This window comes from Vibrio marisflavi CECT 7928 (assembly GCF_921294215.1).
In the GTDB taxonomy this organism is placed as follows: Bacteria; Pseudomonadota; Gammaproteobacteria; order Enterobacterales; family Vibrionaceae; genus Vibrio; species Vibrio marisflavi.
Genome location: NZ_CAKLDM010000002.1, coordinates 668,832 through 690,607 on the forward strand (window position 1 = coordinate 668,832; position 21,776 = coordinate 690,607).

23 protein-coding genes are annotated in these 21,776 nt (G+C 42.3%); 15 read left to right on the top strand and 8 right to left on the bottom strand.

The annotated features are described in order from the left end of the window. Positions 1-12 precede the first annotated feature (12 nt). The 8 genes from fabF to L7A31_RS09845 all read left to right on the top strand — a co-directional run bounded on the left by fabF (position 13) and on the right by L7A31_RS09845 (position 8,506). A complete protein-coding gene (fabF, locus tag L7A31_RS09810; protein WP_237361331.1) occupies positions 13-1,254 on the top strand; it encodes a beta-ketoacyl-ACP synthase II in 1,242 nt (413 codons plus the stop codon). A gap of 77 nt (positions 1,255-1,331) precedes the next feature. Further along, entirely contained in the window at positions 1,332-2,135 is an 804-nt protein-coding gene (pabC, locus tag L7A31_RS09815; RefSeq protein WP_237361332.1) for an aminodeoxychorismate lyase, read from the top strand. Next, entirely contained in the window at positions 2,132-3,148 is a 1,017-nt protein-coding gene (gene mltG, locus L7A31_RS09820; protein WP_237361333.1) for an endolytic transglycosylase MltG, read from the top strand. The genes pabC and mltG overlap by 4 nt, the downstream gene beginning before the upstream one ends. Continuing rightward, entirely contained in the window at positions 3,145-3,783 is a 639-nt protein-coding gene (gene tmk / locus L7A31_RS09825; RefSeq protein WP_237361334.1) for a dTMP kinase, read from the top strand. The genes mltG and tmk overlap by 4 nt, the downstream gene beginning before the upstream one ends. Beyond that, positions 3,780-4,742 carry a DNA polymerase III delta subunit-related protein gene (locus L7A31_RS09830; protein WP_237361335.1) on the top strand — a complete coding sequence of 321 codons (963 nt, stop codon included), beginning with the start codon at positions 3,780-3,782 and terminating at the stop codon, positions 4,740-4,742. Before tmk ends, L7A31_RS09830 begins: the two co-directional genes overlap by 4 nt. Further along, positions 4,733-5,500 carry a TatD family hydrolase gene (locus L7A31_RS09835; RefSeq protein WP_237361336.1) on the top strand — a complete coding sequence of 256 codons (768 nt, stop codon included), beginning with the start codon at positions 4,733-4,735 and terminating at the stop codon, positions 5,498-5,500. Before L7A31_RS09830 ends, L7A31_RS09835 begins: the two co-directional genes overlap by 10 nt. A gap of 452 nt (positions 5,501-5,952) precedes the next feature. Then, a complete protein-coding gene (locus L7A31_RS09840) occupies positions 5,953-7,518 on the top strand; it encodes a PTS transporter subunit EIIC (protein WP_237361337.1) in 1,566 nt (521 codons plus the stop codon). A 211-nt stretch (positions 7,519-7,729) separates the two neighbouring features. Then, entirely contained in the window at positions 7,730-8,506 is a 777-nt protein-coding gene (locus L7A31_RS09845; RefSeq protein ID WP_237361338.1) for a substrate-binding periplasmic protein, read from the top strand. A 99-nt stretch (positions 8,507-8,605) separates the two neighbouring features. On the opposite strand, the gene aphA is transcribed toward L7A31_RS09845, so the two are convergent. Together aphA and L7A31_RS09855 are read right to left on the bottom strand one after the other, a co-directional pair. Then, the gene (aphA, locus tag L7A31_RS09850) at positions 8,606-9,319 is read right to left on the bottom strand and encodes an acid phosphatase AphA (RefSeq protein ID WP_237361339.1); all 714 of its coding nucleotides are present in this window, start codon (positions 9,317-9,319) and stop codon (positions 8,606-8,608) included. 25 nt (positions 9,320-9,344) lie between these two features. After that, on the bottom strand, positions 9,345-10,013 hold the full coding sequence (locus tag L7A31_RS09855; RefSeq protein ID WP_237361340.1) for a 2'-5' RNA ligase family protein: 669 nt from the start codon (positions 10,011-10,013) through the stop codon (positions 9,345-9,347). Positions 10,014-10,211: 198 nt separating this feature from the next. Between L7A31_RS09855 and L7A31_RS09860 the strand changes: the two genes are divergently transcribed. Continuing rightward, positions 10,212-10,601: a nitrous oxide-stimulated promoter family protein gene (locus tag L7A31_RS09860; RefSeq protein ID WP_237361341.1), complete on the top strand. Its 390-nt coding sequence runs from the start codon at positions 10,212-10,214 to the stop codon at positions 10,599-10,601. A gap of 18 nt (positions 10,602-10,619) precedes the next feature. Here L7A31_RS09860 and L7A31_RS09865 read toward each other — a convergent pair whose 3' ends face one another. After that, positions 10,620-11,450, bottom strand: a complete 831-nt coding sequence (locus tag L7A31_RS09865; protein ID WP_237361342.1) for an AraC family transcriptional regulator — start codon at positions 11,448-11,450, stop codon at positions 10,620-10,622. Positions 11,451-11,715: 265 nt separating this feature from the next. Here L7A31_RS09865 and L7A31_RS09870 point away from each other — a divergent pair, with 265 nt between their 5' ends. Beyond that, positions 11,716-12,324 carry a LysE family translocator gene (locus tag L7A31_RS09870; RefSeq protein WP_237361343.1) on the top strand — a complete coding sequence of 203 codons (609 nt, stop codon included), beginning with the start codon at positions 11,716-11,718 and terminating at the stop codon, positions 12,322-12,324. Here L7A31_RS09870 and L7A31_RS09875 read toward each other — a convergent pair. Then, a complete protein-coding gene (locus L7A31_RS09875) occupies positions 12,321-13,082 on the bottom strand; it encodes a substrate-binding periplasmic protein (protein ID WP_237361344.1) in 762 nt (253 codons plus the stop codon). The two genes, L7A31_RS09870 and L7A31_RS09875, sit on opposite strands and share 4 nt — an antisense overlap. Positions 13,083-13,304: 222 nt before the next feature. On the opposite strand from L7A31_RS09875, the gene L7A31_RS09880 reads away from it, so the two are divergent. After that, a complete protein-coding gene (locus L7A31_RS09880; protein ID WP_237361345.1) occupies positions 13,305-13,595 on the top strand; it encodes a hypothetical protein in 291 nt (96 codons plus the stop codon). 27 nt (positions 13,596-13,622) lie between these two features. Here the strand turns inward: L7A31_RS09880 and L7A31_RS09885 are convergent, their stop codons facing one another. From L7A31_RS09885 to L7A31_RS09895, 3 genes are all read right to left on the bottom strand, one after another. Further along, positions 13,623-13,715: a MetS family NSS transporter small subunit gene (locus tag L7A31_RS09885; protein WP_237361346.1), complete on the bottom strand. Its 93-nt coding sequence runs from the start codon at positions 13,713-13,715 to the stop codon at positions 13,623-13,625. Beyond that, the gene (locus tag L7A31_RS09890) at positions 13,716-15,176 is read right to left on the bottom strand and encodes a sodium-dependent transporter (protein WP_237361347.1); all 1,461 of its coding nucleotides are present in this window, start codon (positions 15,174-15,176) and stop codon (positions 13,716-13,718) included. A gap of 464 nt (positions 15,177-15,640) precedes the next feature. Then, positions 15,641-16,219, bottom strand: a complete 579-nt coding sequence (locus L7A31_RS09895; protein ID WP_237361348.1) for a porin family protein — start codon at positions 16,217-16,219, stop codon at positions 15,641-15,643. 175 nt (positions 16,220-16,394) lie between these two features. Between L7A31_RS09895 and cydH the strand changes: the two genes are divergently transcribed. Beyond that, entirely contained in the window at positions 16,395-16,487 is a 93-nt protein-coding gene (cydH, locus tag L7A31_RS09900; protein ID WP_237361349.1) for a cytochrome bd-I oxidase subunit CydH, read from the top strand. Between the two features lie 12 nt (positions 16,488-16,499). After that, the gene (locus L7A31_RS09905; RefSeq protein ID WP_237361350.1) at positions 16,500-17,651 is read left to right on the top strand and encodes a patatin-like phospholipase family protein; all 1,152 of its coding nucleotides are present in this window, start codon (positions 16,500-16,502) and stop codon (positions 17,649-17,651) included. A gap of 48 nt (positions 17,652-17,699) precedes the next feature. Here L7A31_RS09905 and pyk read toward each other — a convergent pair whose 3' ends face one another. After that, complete coding sequence (pyk, locus tag L7A31_RS09910; protein WP_237361351.1) at positions 17,700-19,142, bottom strand: pyruvate kinase; 1,443 nt, start codon at positions 19,140-19,142, stop codon at positions 17,700-17,702. Between the two features lie 318 nt (positions 19,143-19,460). Between pyk and mlc the strand changes: the two genes are divergently transcribed. Then, entirely contained in the window at positions 19,461-20,678 is a 1,218-nt protein-coding gene (gene mlc / locus L7A31_RS09915; RefSeq protein WP_237361352.1) for a sugar metabolism global transcriptional regulator Mlc, read from the top strand. Between the two features lie 152 nt (positions 20,679-20,830). Beyond that, a complete protein-coding gene (locus L7A31_RS09920; protein ID WP_237361353.1) occupies positions 20,831-21,775 on the top strand; it encodes a chemotaxis protein CheV in 945 nt (314 codons plus the stop codon). Position 21,776 lies beyond the last annotated feature (1 nt).

Consider the following 21,776-nt stretch of genomic DNA (forward strand, 5'->3'; position numbering starts at 1 on the left):
GAGAATAATATCGTGTCCAAGCGTCGTGTCGTAGTAACTGGCATGGGAATGTTGTCGCCGGTAGGCAACACTGTAGAAACTTCTTGGAAGGCCTTGCTAGAAGGTCAAAGTGGTATCGTTAATATCGAGCACTTTGACACTGCCGAATACTCCACTCGTTTTGCAGGTCTTGTAAAAGACTTTAACTGCGAAGAGTACATGTCGAAAAAAGACGCGCGTAAGATGGATCTATTTATCCAATACGGTATCGCAGCAGGTGTTCAGGCACTTAAAGACTCAGGTCTTGAAGTCACTGAAGAAAACGCAGCGCGTGTAGGCGTTGCTATCGGCTCTGGTATCGGCGGTCTTGATTTGATTGAAAAAGGTCACCAAGCACTTGTTGAGAAAGGACCTCGTAAAGTAAGTCCATTCTTCGTACCTTCAACGATCGTAAACATGGTTGCAGGTAACCTGTCTATCATGTGCGGTATGCGCGGTCCAAACATTGCGATTTCGACGGCATGTACAACTGGCCTACATAACATTGGCCATGCTGCTCGTATGATTGCATACGGTGATGCAGATGCAATGTTAGCGGGTGGTGCAGAAAAAGCGTCTACTCCTCTGGGTATTGCAGGCTTTGGTGCAGCGAGAGCACTTTCAACTCGTAATGATGAACCACAAAAAGCTTCTCGTCCTTGGGACAAAGGCCGTGATGGTTTCGTACTTGGTGATGGCGCAGGTATGGTTATTCTTGAAGAATACGAACACGCTAAAGCTCGCGGCGCTAAGATTTACTGTGAACTAGTTGGCTTCGGTATGTCCGGTGATGCTTACCACATGACGTCTCCAAGTGAAGATGGCTCTGGTGGTGCACTAGCTATGGAAGCTGCAATGCGTGATGCAGGTATTTCTGGCGAGAAAGTTGGTTATGTTAATGCGCATGGTACATCGACTCCAGCTGGTGACGTAGCAGAAATCAAAGGCATCAAGCGTGCTCTTGGTGAGGAAGCTTCGAAGCAAGTTCTTGTATCTTCTACTAAGTCTATGATTGGTCACCTACTTGGTGCAGCAGGCTCTGTTGAAGCGATCATCACAATCATGTCATTGGTAGATCAGAAAGTGCCACCAACGATTAACTTAGATGATCCTGAAGAAGGCCTAGGTATAGATTTGGTTCCACATGTATGCCGTGACGTAGATATGGAATATGCAGCGTGTAACTCATTCGGTTTCGGTGGTACAAACGGCTGTTTAATCTTTAAAAAGATTTAAAAAGCATAGATATTTACTAAAATATTGATGAGCGGCTTGGTGCATAGCATTAAGCCGCTTTTTTTTGAGGTGTGTATATGTTTTGGGTAAACGGAAAACCTACAAATAGCATCCCAGTAACTGACCGATCTTTTCAGTATGGAGACGGTTGCTTTACAACCATGCTTACTCGAAAAGGGGAAATCCAGCATTGGTCGCTGCATGTTGAAAGAATGGAAGCGTGTTTAACACAGCTCGAAATTTCTTCTCCCAATTGGGAATCTGTTCTAACAATGCTTGAACAGGCAGCATTACCTGATGAGAAGGCTGGCTTAAAGCTACATATAAGCCGAGGTGACGGTGGAAGAGGTTATAGCCCGGCCTTGGTCGACTCTCCCAATATTACGGTTGGCCAATTTTCTTTCCCTAATCACTATGAAACAATACAAAGCCAAGGTATTGAGCTGGGAGTATGTGAAAAACGACTGGGTCATAGTCCAATGCTAGCAGGTCACAAGCACAACAATCGCTTAGAGCAAATTTTGCTGAAATCAGAGATGGACAAGAATGGTTTCCTAGACGGACTTACTCTCGATATAGAGGACAACGTTGTTGAGACAACAATGGCAAATATCTTTTGGAAAAAGAACAAAAAATGGTACACACCTGCATTAGATAAGGCGGGTGTTTCTGGAGTTATGAGAAAGTTAGTTCTAAGTAAGCTCTCAAGTAAGGGACTTGAAGTTGAATCGGGGCAATTTAAACTGCATCAAGCTCTTGAAGCAGAGGAGCTATTTATAACAAACTCTATTCTCACGGTAGCGCCGGTCACGAAGATAGGCAATCAATGTTTCCAAATTGGCCAAATGACTAGAAGTATTCAGGAGTATTTTACGTCGTGATAAAAAAAATTGCTGTTGGCTTAATTCTTTCCGTTGCATTGGCAGCAAGCGCACTTTGGTTTTTAAATAATCAAGTAAGCCAATTTCTCAATCAACCATTGCTTATACAGAACTCACAATTGGTGACTGTAGACAGCGGAACAAACTTAAAACAAGTCCTACAAGATTTTGTAGACCGAAACTGGATTAACTCAAGTTCTTATGCGCGTTTGATAGGCCGCTTTCGACCTGAGCTGACAGATATCAAAGCGGGCACCTATGACTTTAAGAGTGGTGAAAAGCTGGTTGATATATTGAAGTTACTTGTATCAGGAAAAGAGCATCAATTCTCGATCACCTTTATTGAAGGCAGCAGGTTCTCTGAATGGAAGAAGCAACTAGAAAAGGCTCCTCATTTAAAACACACAATGAAGTCACTGTCAGAGGCCGAAATAGCAGAAAAACTAGGTATTAAGAGAGAGGATCTTGAAGGCCTATTCTTGCCACAGACCTATAATTATACTGCTGGCACGACAGATATTGAGATTTTGCAACGCGCCCACAAGAAACTGTTTTCCCATCTTGATGCATTGTGGGATAAGAGGCAAAAGGACTTACCTATTAAGACACCTTATGATGCATTAATATTGGCCTCAATCATTGAAAAAGAAACTGCAATTGAGTCAGAGCGTATTACCATTGCATCGGTTTTCGTCAACCGCTTGAGAAAGAATATGCGATTGCAGACCGATCCAACCGTTATCTATGGTTTGGGTGACAAATACAATGGTGATATTACCAAGAAAGACCTGAGAACACCGACTCCGTACAACACCTATGTCATCCGTGGTTTACCGCCCACACCAATTGCTATGGCAGGGTTAGCATCAATCAAAGCAGCATTACATCCGGGAACCAGTCCATATTACTATTTTGTCGCTAGTGGTAGCGGCGGACATGTGTTTTCTAAGACACTGCGTCAACACAACATCGCAGTAAGAGCGTATTTAAGAAAGTTAAGAAGTAGCAAATGAATAAAGCAAAATTTATCGTTGTTGAAGGACTAGAAGGTGCAGGTAAGAGCACAGCAATGAAGGCCATCGTTGATGTTCTCAATGAACGAGGAATCACTCAGGTAAAAACGACTCGGGAGCCGGGCGGCACTGTCCTTGCTGAAAAAATGCGCGAGCTAACCAAGCTAGAGCTGGAAGATGAGCCGCTTCAGGATATGAGTGAACTAATGCTGATGTATGCAGCGAGAGTCCAGTTAGTCGAAACGGTAATTAAGCCTACTTTGGATAGCAATACGTGGGTTATTGGTGACAGGCATGACATGTCTTCACAAGCTTATCAAGGTGGTGGGCGTCAGATTTCCTCAGAGCTGATTCAATCATTGAAACACACAGCGTTAGGCGACTTTAAACCGGATTTTACTTTGTATCTAGATATTGAACCTAGCATCGGTCTTGCAAGAGCGAGAGGGCGGGGAGAGTTAGATAGAATCGAGAAGATGGATCTTAGCTTCTTTCAGCGTACAAGAGATAAATATTTAGAATTGGCAAAAAGTGACGAGAGGGTTTCAGTCATCGACGCAGGCCAAGAAATCCAAAATGTTTCGAAGGATATAACATCTGCACTTACTCAATGGTTGGATGAACTCAAATCATGAGCGATTTGTATCCTTGGCTAGAGGAACTTTGGCATAAGTGGCAAAACAGCTTAGGTTCAGATCAATTCTCTAATGTCAGCTTGTTAAATGCACCTCTAGGACTTGGCGGAGATAAGCTCGTAGAGCAGCTCGCTAAGGCTCTTATGTGTACAAAAGATAAAGTGAGCCCTTGTGGGTTGTGTCATAGCTGCGACTTAATGGCTTCAGGTACCCATCCCGATTTTCATTTGTTTAAACCCGAAAAAGAAGGGAAGGCTATAACCGTTGATCAAATTAGGCTGTGCAACAAGTTTGCTCAGGAATCCTCTCAGCTTTCACACCATCGCCTAATTGTCATAGAGTCAGCACACTCTCTCAATGAGTCAGCAGCCAACGCTCTTTTAAAAACACTAGAAAGCTCTTCCCAGCAATGCTTTTTCGTACTGTTAACTGATAGGCTTAATTTGTTGCTACCGACAATAGTGAGTCGTTGCCAACAGTGGTCTTTGCCTGTGCCTACAGCAATTGAAGTGACAGAGTGGGTTGAGCAACAAATTGGCCAAGATTGTCCTTTATTTGTCGCCCATATTTGCAATTATGAACCTCTGCAGGCCAAGCAATTTATTGAGCAAGATTGGTTAAGCGACTATCGAAAACTAGAAGAGCAGTTTTTGCTTTATGCCCATGGTGAAGATAATTGGATAGAGTTAACTTCTCTTATTGCTCAACAAGCAATGCTTAGCATGACGTGGCTATGGTACTTAATTAGCGACGCGCAAAAAATCCATTTTGATGTGTGCGATCCTCAGCTGACTCCGGGGAGCGTTAAGCTATGTGAGTTGCTAAGTTACGATAAGCTTTACCAAATGGGTTCGACGCTCGGCCAATTGAGGCGCCAATTAGAAACAAATTCTGGTTTGAATGTTGAGCTACTCACAGCAGACTGGTTGATACAGCATAAAGAGGAACCATGTTCGTAGATTCCCATTGTCACTTAGACAAACTTGATTATACAGAGTTACACAAGGGTATAGAGGACGTGCTAGAAAAAGCTCGTAAAGTGAATGTCACTGATATCCTTTCCGTTGGTGTTACTCTCGACTCATTCCCTGCTATGCTGGAAATGATAAAACCGTATGACAATGTTCACGCCTCTTGCGGTGTACACCCACTCGATGTGAATAGCGACTTTGCGTTAGATATATTACATACCTATGCAAAAGACCCTAAAGTTGTCGCGATCGGTGAAACGGGCTTAGATTACCACTATCAACCGGAAACTGCAGACCTGCAAAAACTTCGGTTTGAAAAGCAGACACAATTAGCGGTAGAGCTTGATAAGCCCCTCATCATCCACACTCGAAATGCTCGCGAAGATACATTAAGAATCTTAAGAGATAATCACGCTGATAAATGCGGTGGTGTTATTCACTGTTTTACAGAAGATCTCCCGTTTGCAGAAGCAGCAATGGAGCTTGGATTCTACATTTCTATTTCTGGAATTGTTACGTTCAGGCAGGCTACCGAGCTTAAAGATGTCGTTAAAGCGCTTCCACTAGATAGGCTTCTGATTGAAACGGATTCTCCCTATTTAGCTCCCACTCCTCACCGAGGTAAACAAAATCAACCTGCATATGTAGTAGAAGTTGCCGCATATATTGCTCAATTAAAGGGCATTTCATTGTCCGAGGTTGCATATAAAACTACTGAAAACTACAGAAATCTTTTTTTTCGATAAAAAATAAAGATTGAGTGGTTATAAATGAATAGTGTCAACCAAACGTGATTTGCATCAACATTTGTTCGACTATTAACCATGTTTACCAAATCTGTTGAAGTTGGAGCGAAAAAAACATCAATATGTAATTTCGTTACATAAAATAACAACTCGATCTATTTTATTTACGGGGTGAAATTAATAACTTTGTTATTTAAATTCTTTTAAAACAAACAATTAGCACGCTATTGTCTTGTTGTTGACCAGGTGAAAGACTGTGATCTGTCTTTAGTTTTGAAACTTATTTTCGTAACTGTCTAGAAAGTTAGATTGGCGTCAATATATATTTAGAGCCGAAAAATATAATGCAACATCTAGTTACATTGTAATTGAGTACTAAGATTTAGGCTGCGGGGGTGTGCCTTTGGTACTCAATATAAAATTCTAAATATTTTCATCAGGAGCATATTGTAATGGTGCAAAAAAGTAATGAGTCTGCTGCTCAAGCCATCGTTGATGGTTTAGGTGGCCCTAGTAATATCAAGTTCATGACGTGCTGTGCGACGCGTCTACGTTTTGAACTACATGATGGTTCGCTACCTGATAAGGAAAAGTTAGATGCGATCTCGCAAGTGATGGGCAGTGTTCCTCAGTCTGGTGATCGTTACCAAGTGATCATCGGCGGTGCGGTTTTATCGGTATTCAATGAGATAAAAGCTCTACCATCAATGAAGGGTGCTACAGGCGAAGAAGACAGCAAGGGTGGCGAAAGCGCTTCTCAGTCTAATGATGACCTAAAAGCATCGATCCGTAACAGTGGCGTACGTGGCAAGGTTGCTTGGGTTGATAGCTTCTTCGAATACCTATCTGACTCTTTCCGTCCAATTCTGGGTGTTCTACTAGGCGCATCATTGATCATTGCTTTAAGAGCTGCATTAAGTTCTCTAAACATTGTTGCTTTTGATGACCCTTCAGCTGGTTGGGTTCTAGTTAACTCAATGTGGCATACGGTATTCTATTTCTTACCGATCATGATTGCCTACAACGCTTCGAAGAAATTGAGTGTCGACCCATGGGTTGGTGCAGCAATCATGGGTGCGCTAATGACACCTGAGTTTGCTAGCTTGAAGAACCTAGCATCTACAGTTGTTACTAAAAACCCGGTACTGGGTACTGATAGCTACGTAGCGAATATTTTCGGTCACCAAATGATTTGGTACGACTATTCAGGTTCGGTTTTTGTTCCACTAATCATGGTTGCTGTGCTTGCTTTAGTTTGGCGTGGTCTTAAGAAGATCTTCCCTGAAAACGTACACATGGTATTCGTACCGTTCCTGTCGCTAGTTATCATGATTCCATTAACAGCTTTCTTCCTAGGCCCACTAGGTGTTACAGCTGGTACTAAGCTAGGTATTGGTCTTGCTTGGATGAACACTCATGCGCCATTCTTGTTCGCAATCATCATCCCAATGCTTTACCCATTCTTGGTTCCACTTGGATTGCACTGGCCTCTAAACGCGTTGATGCTACTGAACATCCAAACATTGGGTTATGACTTCATCCAAGGCCCTATGGGTGTATGGAACTTCGCATGTTTCGGTGCTACTGCTGGTGTTCTATTCCTATCATGGCGTGAAAAAGACTCTCTAATGCGTCAGACTTCTGTTGGTGCGTTGGCTGCAGGTCTATTCGGTGGTATCTCTGAGCCATCTCTATACGGTATCCACCTTCGCTTCAAGAAAGTTTACTCACGTATGCTTCCTGGTTGTTTCATCGGCGGTGTAGTGATCGCGGTTCTTGGTTCTCTAACTAAGCACACTGTAATGCACAATGGTGCAGCAGTTGTAGCAAGCGGTGTAACGACTAAAGCGTTTGCCTTCACATCATTGCTAACTATTCCAGTATTTAGCCCAATGTGGATCTACGCGGTATCTATCCTAGTTGCATTCCTAGTGCCTTTCTTCTTGATTGTGTTCTTGGACTACCGTACTGATGAAGAGAAAGCAGAAGCAAAAGCTCGAGTTCAATCTCAAAGCTAATTAACTTCTCACTTTGTATCAGAAAAAGCCGGCATTCTTGCTGGCTTTTTTGATCGTAAGATTTTACAGACACACTCATTCGAAAATAAATTTTTTATAGCTATAGCTTAGTGGGTCTTCGGGCCGGAAAACCATACTCCCTTCGCGTATACGGTGTCCGTTTTATACTAAGCTCTCCTCATTATCATTGGATTTTGATAAAGGGGTAGCAATGAAAAAAGCGATCGTAGTGTTGCTTCTTTTACTAAGCTCAAGTTTTCTCATCACTCCAACTAAGGCTGATACAGTGAAGCTAGTATCGGATGCTTGGTGCCCGTATAGCTGCGATCCCGCTTCAGAAAAGAAAGGTATTTTGGTTGATGTCGCAGAACATATTTTTAGTCTCTCTGGCCACTCTATTGATTACAGTGATCTTAATTGGGCACGCGCGATTAAAAGTGTTCGTGAAGGAAAATACGATGGGGTTATTGATGCTTACAAAAGTGACGCGCCTGACTTTATTTTCCATGATGCACCAATCCTAATATCTAAGATGTGTTTTTTCGTAAAACAAGGTGATCCTTGGCAGTACGATGGAACGAAGAGCTTAAAAGGTCGCAAGGTCTCTATTATAAATGGTTATTCTTATGGTGAGCTTTTTGATGATTATATTCACAAGAATCACAATCAAGGAGAAAGGACAATAGTTCAGCTCTCTGGGATGAATGTGACAAAAAAGCGCATCAGGCAAATACAAAATGATCGCACTGATACAGTGCTAGAAGATTGGAAAGTCTTCCCCTATAAGGTCAGTCATTTTGAAAAGCACAATGAAGATAGTGGGGTATTAGAGTTCAAAAATGCCGGCTGCCTTGCAGGTGAAGGGTTGTATATCGCGTTCTCCCCAATTCAAAGTAGTTCTGAATATTACGCTGACTTGATCAGTCAAGGACTCAAACAGATGCAAGAGTCAGGAGAGCTTACTGAAATTATTCGTCGATACGAATAACTCGTGGGTGCTTGAATGAGCTTTTAGCTCCCTCTTTAGTTAAATAGCAGGCATAAAAAATGGAGCCTAAGCAACGGCTCCATTTCTTTGTTTAGGTTGTTAGTACTGAGAATTGACCAGTACCTTCTCTCCTAATGAACCATTGTGCGGCATTGGACGATTTGTTGAATTGCTTGGTCGGAGAACTCGGATACCTTCAGCACCTGCAGCACGAGCATCTAGGATATCGCCATCCGAATCACCGTAGTAGAGCTTAATCTTATGGTCTTTGATATACGATGTTTTTGCCCCATGACTTGGGCCAGAGAAAATCACTGGGTTCATGTCTTTTGATGGGATATTGAAATCTTTTTGGATTATCTCTGTTAGTTCTTCGTGGCCAGAAGTCGGTTTTGGACGCCCAGTGATGAAGTAGATATGATCACCACGTTTTAAATGCAGCTCGATGAGCTCGCGACCGGACTCTTTTGGTATTGAGAATTTGTCCCAACCATTGCTCACCTCGTCCCAGAACTTATGGTTTTTGAGGTAATCATTGCTATTTGGAGAGAATACTTGCTTACCATGGAAAAAAGCGGGACTGGAAAACAGCACAGTATCATCTACGTCAAAGCCTACACTCATCGGTGGCTTTCCTTTCAGGCTGGCTGCTATTTGCTCGATTGAAACCCAGTGAATCGGCTGACGCTCTGACAACTGGTTGATTGTAACGCCAGGGTTGAGTGTTTCAGTTGTTGCTTGGGCAGGTAGGGCCAAAGTAGAGCCAGCAATTGCTAAAGCAAGCGTGCTTAGCAGTAGTTTTGTTTTCGTCATGAAAAGTGTTCCTTTCATTATTTACTTACTTGAAAAAATACGTTGCCAAGTCCTTTTTTGCTTGGCCGTTTGCGTTTGTTTGGGCGATGCCTATACCAATGACTTGAACCGTTTCAGGCTTAAAATCATTGCCATACTTATGCATGAAACTATCGAGTTTCTTAGCATCGCTTTTCGGTAGTAAGGTGATATGAGGCTCAAAGTTAGTGAATACGTTGGGGCTACCATATCGCTTGAAGCTAGCCAACTTCTCAGGGTATTTTGAAACCCAGTTTGGCAGGGAAGGATTTGGCGATCTCAGTGGTTCTAAAGCTACGGTTACATTGTCTGCTAGGCTTTGCAGGTGTCGATTATTTTCGACGTTAAGCATTAACCAATCACCTTTGGTACGTTCAACTTTGTCTAACGTAATGTCGAACGGCTGGAATTGAGTCGCTAGTAGTTCCATTTTTGTCTCAATTGATTTCAGACGTTCTTGCGGATATTCGGTTAGATAAAGGGTGATATGTGGTAGGTAGCTTTGATTGTATAAGGAGTCTAACTTCTCTTCTTTCAGCTGCTGGCTTATGTTTTGTACTGTAGCGGCAACTTTCTTGGATGGTATGAGAAACACGTTATAGCTGACGTTTTGCGCAAACGCTTGCGTATTACCAAAGTATATCATTGAGAAAATTAGCAATAATTTCTTAACCATAGACACCTTCTTTTACAAACTATGAGGGAGCGCAATATTATCCATTCACAAAATAAATACTGTTAACTCATGCACAAACATAGAGCAATATCTCTAGTTTGAGTCTATTTGAGCGCTTTATGTCCTATTGAAATGGATAGAGCGGGAAAATGTGATTGGTTATAATTGAACAACGAACAGGCGAAAGGTATTAGCGCTATGCCAGTACAACATGAGCAAATATTGCAAGGCAAATTAGCTATTGAATTCAAAACCGTTAGCAAAATGGTGGAGATATACTGTTTCGCCCATCATGGAACTGAAAAGGCAGTTTGTGCTAGTTGTGCCGAGTTGCTTAACTATGCACAAAAGCGTTTAGATCGCTGCCCATATGGCCAAGAAAAACCTACTTGTAATCGCTGTCCAATACATTGCTACAAGCGAGAGCCCAAAGAGCAAATGAGGGTAGTCATGCGTTATTCTGGCCCAAGAATGTTGTTCTCTCACCCAATATTAGCTATCCGTCATTTGCTGCATGAAAAACAACGTATTCCGGTAAGAATTAAATCGAATGCATCCAATCGACACCAAAGGAAAAAATCAGATTAGCTTGGTGTTTCAGAATGCTCAATTTATCGTCTTGAATGACGTATGCACTTGATATTGGTTAGGCGTCGCGCCAAGCGATTTTTTAAAGTGCCTGCACAAATGGCTTTGATCATAGAAGCCACATTCAGTGGCAACCTCAACGGGTAGCAAGCCTGTCCTAAGTAGCCGCTTTGCTTTTTGAACTCTTATTTGAATCTGATACTGGTGGGGAGCAAGCCCCCATTTTTGCTTGAACTGGCGGATAAGTGTGTACTTATTTACATTACCTATTCTTGCTAACTCATCTAAGCTGATATTTTGCTGAGCATACTCATTGAGGTAATCTCGTACTTTATCAATATTGCTACTGGCGTTCGCTGTATTTAGGCTTAGACGAGAGTGACTTTGCCTAACGACTAACTTGGCAAAAAATGTAAACAGTAGTGATTCCATAACCAATTTTGGTGATTGATTGTCTGAGTGACTAAAAATAGTCTTTAGGAGCTCGATGAGCTCGGTATCATGGAGTATGGGGTTGGTAAAATATGGCGCGCAACTCTTTGAGCTCGGCAAGTCGGATAAGATTGTATCTATGCTTTCCGGAGTTGGATATAGCGCTCGATAATTGCACCCGACATCCCTAATCGATTCCCCAGTGTGCACTGTATCTGCGTTGACGATGACTAAGCTACCAGTACCAGCAGAGTGATTGCAGCCCAAGCTATTGAATTTTTGCACACCTTGGTTAATCACACCAATGGCATACCCTTCATGAACATGCTTTGCTAAATGTACGTTTTTATATTGAGCATTAACACATTCAATGCCACCGAAACAATCAAGCATCGAGTAGTTATATCCAGATTGCATCAGAACACCTTAGTTGGGCAGAAAACTAGCAATTGATGCTACCGTATTCATGCAGTGTGTTCAAAGTCAATTTTATACAAGCAGGTAGACGTAATTAAGTGACTGAATATCAAAGAACTGGTGCTCCATGTTCTTTGTTTATGAGGTGATGGTTTACATATCGACGCAGTATACGAGTCAATTACTTCCTATCAAACCTAGCCTGTATACGTGAATATTTGTCGCAGAAACTTGTCTACTTATGGTTTAAGAAAGGGTGTAACCAATGATTCAATCTGAGATGGTCGCATATGTCATTACATGTTTAGTGGGTGCGGCGACACCAGGGCCAGGCACGTTAGCCGTCATCAATTCTTCTATTACATCTGGGCTTAGAAAAACATTGCCATTGATGGTCGGTATTATCGTTGGAATGGCGGTCATAGCCTTGGTTGCTTCACTAGGACTGACGGTGTTGATGATCAAATCAAAAGTTGCTTTCTATGCGGTGCAATATGCCGGAGTTGCGTACATTTTTTACCTAGGTGTTATGTGTATTGTCAATGCTAAAAAGTCTAACTTAGCTGAAGGAGGGTTGGAGGTGAATACCAAATTTACCTTTAAGACGGGGATCATTATGTCACTACTCAGTCCGAAAGTTATCTTATTTTTTACCTCGTTGCTACCAGCATTTATTGGCGCTGACTCAAGTAATGCGCTGCAAAGTCTTAACCTTACTCTCATACTACTGGCGAGCACTTTTGCAGTTCATTTTGTTTACGCAAATTTGGGTGCTTATACTTCTAAGTTCCTAAAAAAAGAGGTTAAGAAAATAGAGCTAGCAACCGGGGTATTTTTTGTTGCGATAGCTCTATTTATTTTATTGAATTCCTAGTCGCTATCGGGCCAGTTTCGAACACCTTGGCCTAGGTACTTTTCAGCAATGGTATGTATTGTTCCGTCGTCGAGCATAGATTGGATGATTTCGGTAGTACGAGGTGCTAGTTTACTGCCTTGACCAAGCTTGGAGTAGCCTAGAAAACTGGGCTCTTGCACTAGATGCTTCAACATCTTCACGTCTTTAGCTGAAGCATCTACTTTAGGCAACAAGTAATAAACAACAGCATCATTATCTACCATAATATTGCATCGGTGACGCAGAAACTTCTTCACATTGAGGGTCGAGGAGTTAGCTAGATCGATTTTAGAAAGGGTTTTATCTTCAATAGCGGCATCAAACTCTTTACCCATGCTATATCCTCTTACTATGCAAAAAGTATAACTTGCTAAAGAGGAAATCGTTTTGTATTGAAGGCTAGAGTCGGGTTGTACGAACATAGCCATACTTTCATAAACAACAGGTAAATCTGGATAGTGAGTAAAGACTTCGCGTTCAGTAGTTTTAAACATTGGGAACAGGGCGTCTACGTCGCCTATCTCCATTCCTCTCATTGCTCTCGCCCATGGAATAACCATAATATCATGCTCGACGTTTAGGCGGTTCATCACTTCCGCTACGATATCAACGGCGATTCCTTTAGGTTTACCATCTTCCAAATACGTAAAGGGCGGGTAGGGTAAACTCGCTATTTTGAGTGGCTGTGCGAGAGCTTGAAAGCACAGTAAAGCGACGCCAATGAGTAATAATCGCATAGGTAACTCCCTGATGTTACTTTTACAATAGAAACAATTAGAGCATATATCCAGTTTCTGCTCGGGACAGAGACACTGCTATCTAGTCGACGTTCAGTGCGAATCTCTCCTACTATTAACGAGTATCACAGTGAAAAGAGAAGGCTTTGCCAATGTTATTGATGCCTTGCCTTCGTATATTGATTACCAAGGGCGCGTAAATCGCGATTGGATAGGTGAGTCATGATACATAGCGTTACGATAATTGTTCATATATTTGATAGTAAGCAGCAGAAGCACTTAGTAGGTTATCGCGAAATTAATCTACCCTTTGCGCCGTATATTGGTATGTCGGTACAAAGCGGCGGGGTTGACTTTGGTGCTTTCAATACGGTCACTTGGATTGAGTTGGAAGACCGTTTTAGCTGCACAATCAGCTATGATAGGCAGCATAGTGCTGAAGATTTAGAGTTTATTGTCAACGAAGCAAAGTCAGTAGGTTATCAGTGGACAGAGGAAGAAAGTCCCACATAGGCCGTATAGACCTATGTGGGTTAAGACCTATTTGTTCATGGCTCTTTTAAGGCAGTAAGCAGCACCTCCCCATGTAATCCCCAAGCCTAGAATCATCATAATAATTGCGCCAGTCGTCATTTATTGGAACTCCTTATTACTCATTGCATTGATAAGAAGGCTGACCACAAGCAATACTGCAATAAGCATCCAGCCTAATGTTAAGTTGTAACCGCCATAGCCTGATGTAAATAGCGTGAAGAATTTAGTTGCGACAATAATCGCCAAGATAACAGGGGTAATAAAGCGTAAGCATACGTCAAACCAAGTGCTGATTCTGAAGTCAGAAATGCCATTGACATAGTCGCGAACATCCGCAATTTTAAACAGCCAGGTCATCAAAATAATTTCAACTAAACAGCTAGTAATGATGCCGACATTGTTAGCAAAGTGATCAACAAGGTCGAGTAGCAAGAGACCACCGTTGGTAGCGAAAGCCATAGATATTATAAAGCCTAAGCCAATGGCAATATTTGCCGCCTTTTTACGGCTCCAGCCCAACTTATCCATGATTGAACTCGTGACCGCTTCCATAATGGAAATGTGCGAACTAAGTCCTGCGACAACTAGTGCAAGGAAGAATAGCGGTCCCAATATATAAGGTGCAGGAAGTAGGTTGATCGCGGCTGGCAATGTAACGAATGCTAAGCCGACTCCCGAAGTTACAACGTCAGTAATCGATTTATCTTGTGCATGTGCCATGTAGCCAAGTACAGAAAAAATCATGATACCAGCGAGGATTGAGAATCCGCAATTGATTAACACAGTCATGAAGGCATTGTTGCTAATGTCTGACTTAGCCGGTAAATAGCTGGAGTAAGCGATCATGATGGCGAAACCAATACTGAGGGTAAAGAAGATTTGACCATACGCTGCCGCCCAAACCTTCACATCCCAAATCTTGCTAAAATCAGGTTTGAACATGTAGTTTACGCCTTCCAATGCTCCCGGAAGGACAATCATACGGCCTATCAACACGATCACCATAATGAATAAAATAGGCATCATTACTTTCGACGCTTTTTCTATTCCAGCTTTCACACCACCAACAATAGCAGCATACGTGATAGCCCAAGCGATCAACATGGAAAAGGCGATTTCCCACTGAATGGAACCAAGGTTGGTAGGAGAATTGTCGCCCAATGCCAAATATTCTTTAAAGAAGAAAGTATTGGTGTCTTGCCCCCAACTTTGGGTAAATGACATGCCAAAATAAGAGATAGCCCAACCGATGACCGCAACGTAGTAAACTGCAATAGTCGCCGCGATTCCAACTTGGAACCAACCTAACCACTGAAACTTTGAATGAATATTTGCTAACGTTTTCGGTGCTGAGCCTCTATATTTATGCCCCATGCTAAACTCAAGGATCATAAAAGGGATCCCGGCAGTGATCATGGCAAATAAGTAAGGGATGAAAAATGCACCACCGCCATTTTCGTATGCCATATAAGGAAACCGCCATATATTCCCTAACCCAATAGCGGAACCTACTGCGGCGAGTATAAACCCAGCTCTAGATCCCCATTGTTCGCGACCCATAAACTAACTCCTATCAATCCTTTAGAAACGAAGTGTTGTTAGCGAAAATAGGGAGAGAATATTAATTTAAACGGTAAATTGACCTGCTGAACACGCTGTAGCTCATATTTTATTCAGCATTAATTCGATTTGTTAAAATAATAACCTATTAAGCACAACAAAACGTAGTGTATTATTCTTATTTAATTTGTGTGTGTTTGCATTTACTGAAATATTCAGCTGTTAGCTAGGTCAAGATACCGATTAATATTGGTTAAATCAATGATGATTATTTGTTTGGATTTGGTTAACTTAATGGTCGTTTGTTGCTGCTTGTAATTATTTTAGCAGTTAATAATATGGCTATTGATAAATTCAGGTGGTTATCCTCCCTCATGAATTAGCTGTAACATAAAGGTCTAAATACTAAAGAATTAGTTAACTCGTTATATAGATAAAGGTTGGTTATTTTTTGTGCGTATTGGCTAAAAAACAATGGTAATACCAAAGTTTGCAGAGTATTGGTTGATCCAATCAGTTTTAAATTGCACTACACAGCTACTCGATGAAGAAGTGCAAGCTCCTGTTGTTTCGCCGTCTACACTAGTGCCTAACCAACGCATTTGGCCATTGAGGTACAAATGGCTAAACATTCGATACTCAAATCCAGTGAAAATACTGGCGGAAAATCCGTAGTCGGTCATCCAGTCGGTATCTACGTATGAACCGCCTATACCGGCACCAAGATAGCCATAGGTGTCTTTAGCAATTTCATAGTGCAAACTACTTTGGAACAGTAAATAGTTCATTGTTGTGTCGACACTCAATTGCTTTACTTTGCTCTTTTGGTAGGCATAAAAAAGGCCAATGCGGCCATCGTCAAAGTCACTTTCTAAGCTAACGGCGCCACTTTCAGAACCACGAATACGGTATTCTGTCCCATCTTGATCTTTCACCTCTCCACCACCGGTATAACCCACCCAAGGGGTGACGTAAAAGTCAGCGTTAGCAGCAAAACTTGTGAAAATGGTGCTGAGCAAAATTAGCCTAACTTTTTGCTTCATATTCAGATTCCAAAAAATTAGTTTGTTAAAAACTATTTACCTAATTGTGATAGCAACGCCAGAATCTGGCCGAAAAAAAGGGCAATAATTGAAGATAACTCACACAGGTGTTATTAATTTGTTATGGGTTGTTAACTTTGTTCGATTTAGAGTCCCACTCAAGAAGGAGGAACACATGGAGAACGATTTAAAATACGCAATTATCATCGCAGCTGTCACATTGATGTACTTATTAGGATTTGGCATCGTGGCAATTACAACCAATTAGCACTGTTTTTTTATGGACAATAGCGGAATCATTACCAGTGCTGCTTCCGCTGTCGACATTGATCGACTAGGGAAATTCACCGGAGGTAAAATTGCTCTTGTTGCTCAAGGTGGCGGACAAAGAGGCATTTTTACTTCCGGTGTACTTGATGCTTTCATTCTCTCTAATTTTGACCCCTTTCATGAGTTCTATGGTACTTCGGCTGGTGCACTGAATTTATGTGCTTTTCTATCTCGCCAACATGGTTTAGGCCGCTCCTTTATTCTCGATCTCACAACATCGTCTAACTTTTTCAATTTGTTTCGTTACATTAGAAAGAAACAGTTTCTTGGTCTAGATTGGGCGCTTGATACGATTTGCGAGTTTCCTTATCAATTGGATATTGATTTGGGCAGGGAAAAACTAGGTAGTCGCAAAGCGTTTGCAGCGGTGACTCATGCCCATTCTTATCACGATCACTACTTTCCTATCTATCAGGGCAATTGGTACGATATTTTGATTGCCACGTGCGCGATTCCAAGGCTGTACCACAAAACCATTGAGTTAAGTGGGGAAGAGTTTGTTGATGGTGGTGTATCGGCGTCTATTCCTGTTCAGCAAGCATGGCGACAAAATGCTAGGTGCATTGTTGTTATTCGAACGGAGGGAAAAGATCTAGAAGATGACACTGCAATTGACGAGATCCCTGTCCCTAGCTCTGAAATAGAGTGGTTTCGAGATTCTTTCAATAGTATCCAAGAGCAGTGGGGACAAAAGCTAGAGCAATGGAAGTCAGACTGGAATAACTTTTTTTATCAGCAAGTCGAGCGATCAAAGCAACAGAAAAAAGATCACGCTCATTTGGAATCGCTGAACGGAGGGCGCTGGCTGTTTGGTGCTGATGATGTTTATCGAGTTAGCCATTTACTTGGTGAAAAGTTTGATTCAGGATTAGCCGATATGCTGATGGTTCATTATCAGACTTATTCTTTGACGCAAAACTTTCTCAACTCTCCACCTGACGATTGTTTTATTGTGCAAATCAAACCGGAAGGTCCATTACGCTCAAGCTCTTTAATGAGTAAAGAAGAGCATCTCTTACATGACTATGAAATGGGCTTTGTGGCTGGGAAAAGGCTAGTAGAGTCGTTTAATAAGGCTTATAAAGGGGAGCACTTTAAGTGATCCCCTATATATACCCCAAGCACCTTGAGGTTACTTGGGTATACTGAATTAAGCTGATAAGACTCTCATACAGTTGGTTGAACCCACTACATCCATAACATCACCTTGAGTGATAATGACAAGATCTCCTGTATCCAAGAAACCTTTATCTTTTAACGCTTCAACAGCGGCTTTAGCTGTGGGCAAGCCAGCATCGCCAGTGTAATGAAAGTACACAGGAAATACGCCGCGAAAGAGGGTGGCAAGCTCTAACGTACTTTCGTTTCTTGATAGGGCGAAAATCGGCAGACCTGAGCTCAAGCGTGACATCATTAACGCCGTTCTCCCTGACTCAGTCAGTGTGATGACAGCTTTGACTCCTTTCATGTGGTTGGCTGCAAACATGGTGGACATTGCGATAGTCTCCTCTCCACTATAGAAAGTTCTATCCACTCGATATGTGGAGCGGTTGAGTGACGACATTTTTTCTGCACCCAAACAAACTTCGGCCATAGACTTTACGGTTTCTACCGGATACTCACCAGCCGCAGTTTCACCCGACAGCATCACTGCATCCGTACCATCAAGAACAGCGTTGGCTACATCCATAACTTCTGCTCGTGTTGGCACTGGGTTTTCTATCATCGACTCCATCATCTGCGTAGCAGTGATAACTGTTCGGTTTAGGCTGCGGGCGCGGCGAATAAGTTGCTTTTGTACCCCGATGAGCTCTGGGTCTCCGATCTCGACCCCTAAGTCTCCACGCGCTACCATGACGGCATCCGAAGCCATGATGATCTCATCGATATTTTCTGCGCACTCTACGGTTTCAGCGCGTTCAACTTTCGCGACTAATTTTGCTTCTAGGCCAGCATCTCTCGCAAGTCGTCTTGCGTATTTCATGTCTTCTCCGTTTCGCGGGAAAGAAACGGCGAGATAGTTCACTTTAATCTCTGCTGCTGTAAGGATGTCTTGCTTATCTTTTTCAGTTAGAGCATCAGCAGAGAGGCCGCCACCCTTTTTGTTTATGCCTTTATTGTTCGACAGCACACCACCCATAGTGACTTTGGTGTGAACCTTGTTACCTTCAACAGAGGTTACTTTTAGCTGTACTCGACCGTCATCGAGTAGAAGCAGGTCATTTGGCATTACATCTTTAGGAAGCTCTTTATAATCGATACCGACCGCTTCTTGGTGCCCCATTCCAACGTCCAAGTCAGCATCTAGCGTGAAGCTATCGCCTACGCAAAGGTGTATCTTGCCTTCTTTGAAAGTTGAGACTCGAATCTTTGGCCCTTGTAAATCACCAAGGATGGCGACGTGTGTGCCTAGTTGGGCTGCGATAGTTTTGACTTTTTCGGCTCTGATCTTGTGGTCTTCTGGACTGCCATGTGAAAAGTTAAGTCTGACTACATTGGCACCTGCAGCGATGATTTGTTCTAAGTGATCGTCCTTGTCTGTTGAAGGACCTAGAGTTGTGACAATTTTGGTGCGTCTTAAGGTCGAGGTCATGATAACGTCCTAGTATCTTGAGTAACAATGAGGCAATGGGCTTATGATAAGTATAAGCACTGTATAGGATTTTAATGACTACAGTTTGATATTTTAGTCGGGTTTTTACATTGCTTGTTAGAAGCAGGCTGGGTATTACAATATGTATAATATTGTGAATGGTATATAAAATAAATGTAACGGCGTTTTGTGCCTTTCTCTATTTTTTAGAAATATATCGGATTATCCGTGACCCTTGTCACGATGGGATATTAAAGAGCTTCACAATTAGTTCGCAAAGTAAAAAAATTACCGAGTTGTATAAAGTTGGAGTACACAATGTACATGGCTCACCCTGGCCATATTGATCATATCAAACAGGTCAATGCTGGTCGTGTATATAAGCTCATAGATCAAAAAGGTCCCATTTCTCGAATCGATCTCTCGAAACAAAGTGATCTTGCCCCGGCGAGTATCACTAAAATAACGAGAGAGCTCATCGAAGCTCACCTTATTCACGAGACGGTAGTGCAAGAGGCGGTTAGTCGTGGGCGCCCGGCTGTTGGTTTACAGGTCAATAATTCCGGTTGGCAGTTTCTCTCTTTGCGTCTTGGGCGAGGGTATCTCACCATCGCACTTCATGAGCTTGGTGGAGAAGTACTGATCGATACCAAGATTGATATACATGAACTCGATCAAGAGGATGTATTAGCGCGCTTATTACATGAAATTGATGAGTTTTTCCAAACATATGCAGACCAGTTAGAGCGTGTTACTAGTATTGCTATTACCTTGCCAGGCTTAGTTAACTCCGAGCAAGGCACTGTTTTGCAGATGCCGCACTACAACGTAGAAAATTTGGCTCTTGGTCCTGAAATTTTCAAAGCAACCGGTCTGCCTGTTTTTGTCGCGAACGATACCCGGGCGTGGGCTTTGGCTGAAAAGCTCTATGGTCACTCGCAAGATACCGATAACTCTATTTTGATTTCCATTCACCACGGGGTGGGGGCTGGGATCATTTTAGATGGTCAGGTGCTGCAAGGTCGTTATGGAAACATCGGGGAGTTGGGGCACGTTCAAATCGATCCTAACGGGAAACGTTGTCACTGTGGCAATATTGGCTGCCTTGAAACAGTCGCGAGCTCTCAAGCGATACGTGAAGAGGTAGCGGATCGCATTGAAAGAGGGGAAGAATCCGTTTTAAGAGATTCTGGAGAAATTACTATTGAAGGCATCTGTGAGGCTGCAGACGGCGGCGATCCTCTTGCCGTTGATGTGATTATGGAACTAGGCCAGTACCTTGGTTCAGCGATTTCCATTGTCGTGAACTTATTCAATCCAGATAAAATTCTGATTGGCGGAGTGGTCAACCAAGCAAAAGAAGTCATTTACCCTCAAGTTTTGAAAGCAATTAAAGCTCAAACTCAGGCTTCTTATCATCAAAATTTGGATATTGTAGAGTCGCGGTTTTATAAACAAGCCACAATGCCAGGTGCTGCCCTTATCAAGCAGGCACTTTTTGATGGTCGTTTGTTGATGAGAGTTGTTGAAGGCTAGGTGCGAATTCTTTTTTAGACTACTGAAATCACCCAAAAAGCTCAGCGAAGGCAAGTTTGAGATAGAATTATGTCATCTATTCAACTATTTTTTTGTCTTAGCAGCCAGCTATAGACTATTTTAGATATAGATAAGATTTTGTGAGAGCCCCTATGTCTGGAGTATTAAATACTGTTGATCAGCGTACTAATCTGGTTGGTGAAAACCGATTAGAGCTATTGCTTTTTAGTCTCAATAGCATGCAGATTTTTGCTATTAACGTATTTAAAGTTAAAGAAGTCATAAAGTTACCGCCTCTTACAAAAATGCCAGGCTCCCATCACCATATCACTGGCGTTGCTTCATTGCGTGGCAATCCAGTTCCTGTGATTGATCTAAGAAGTGCGATTGGCTTTCCTCCATCAAGGTTAGAGAACCAAGAAGAGAACCTGATTATTACTGAATACAACCGATCTGTTCAGGGCTTTTTAGTTGGACAAGTGCGTAATATTGTTAATACCGCATGGACAGAAATTCAGCCACCACCTAAAACGACGGGACGCTCTAACTATTTGACTGCTATTACTCAAATTAACGAAGACGACAGTGTACAGATAGTTGAAATCATTGATGTTGAGAAAGTTTTAGCTGAAATAGTGGATTACGATGTATCCATTTCTGAAGGCGTATTAGATGAAGAACTTTCACACCAAATGGTGGGCAGAAACGTGTTGATTGTTGATGACTCTTCAACTGCTCGCGCGCAGGTTAAAGGTACGTTGTCACAACTTGGCTTGAATATCATCGAATGCTGCGACGGGTTAGAAGCGCTAACGCTCTTGAAGTCTTGGTGTGATGAAGGCAAAACCATCACAGACGAACTGCTTTTAATGATCACTGATGCGGAAATGCCAGAAATGGACGGATATAAACTTACTTACGAGATCCGCAACGATGCACGGATGAAAGATCTACACATTGTGTTGAATACCTCTTTAAGTGGTAGCTTCAATGAGGCCATGGTTGAAAAAGTCGGCTGTAACGACTTCATTTCTAAGTTCCAGCCAGACCTTCTGGTTGGTGCTGTTCAAGGTCGCTTGCGTAAACAACTCTCATAGT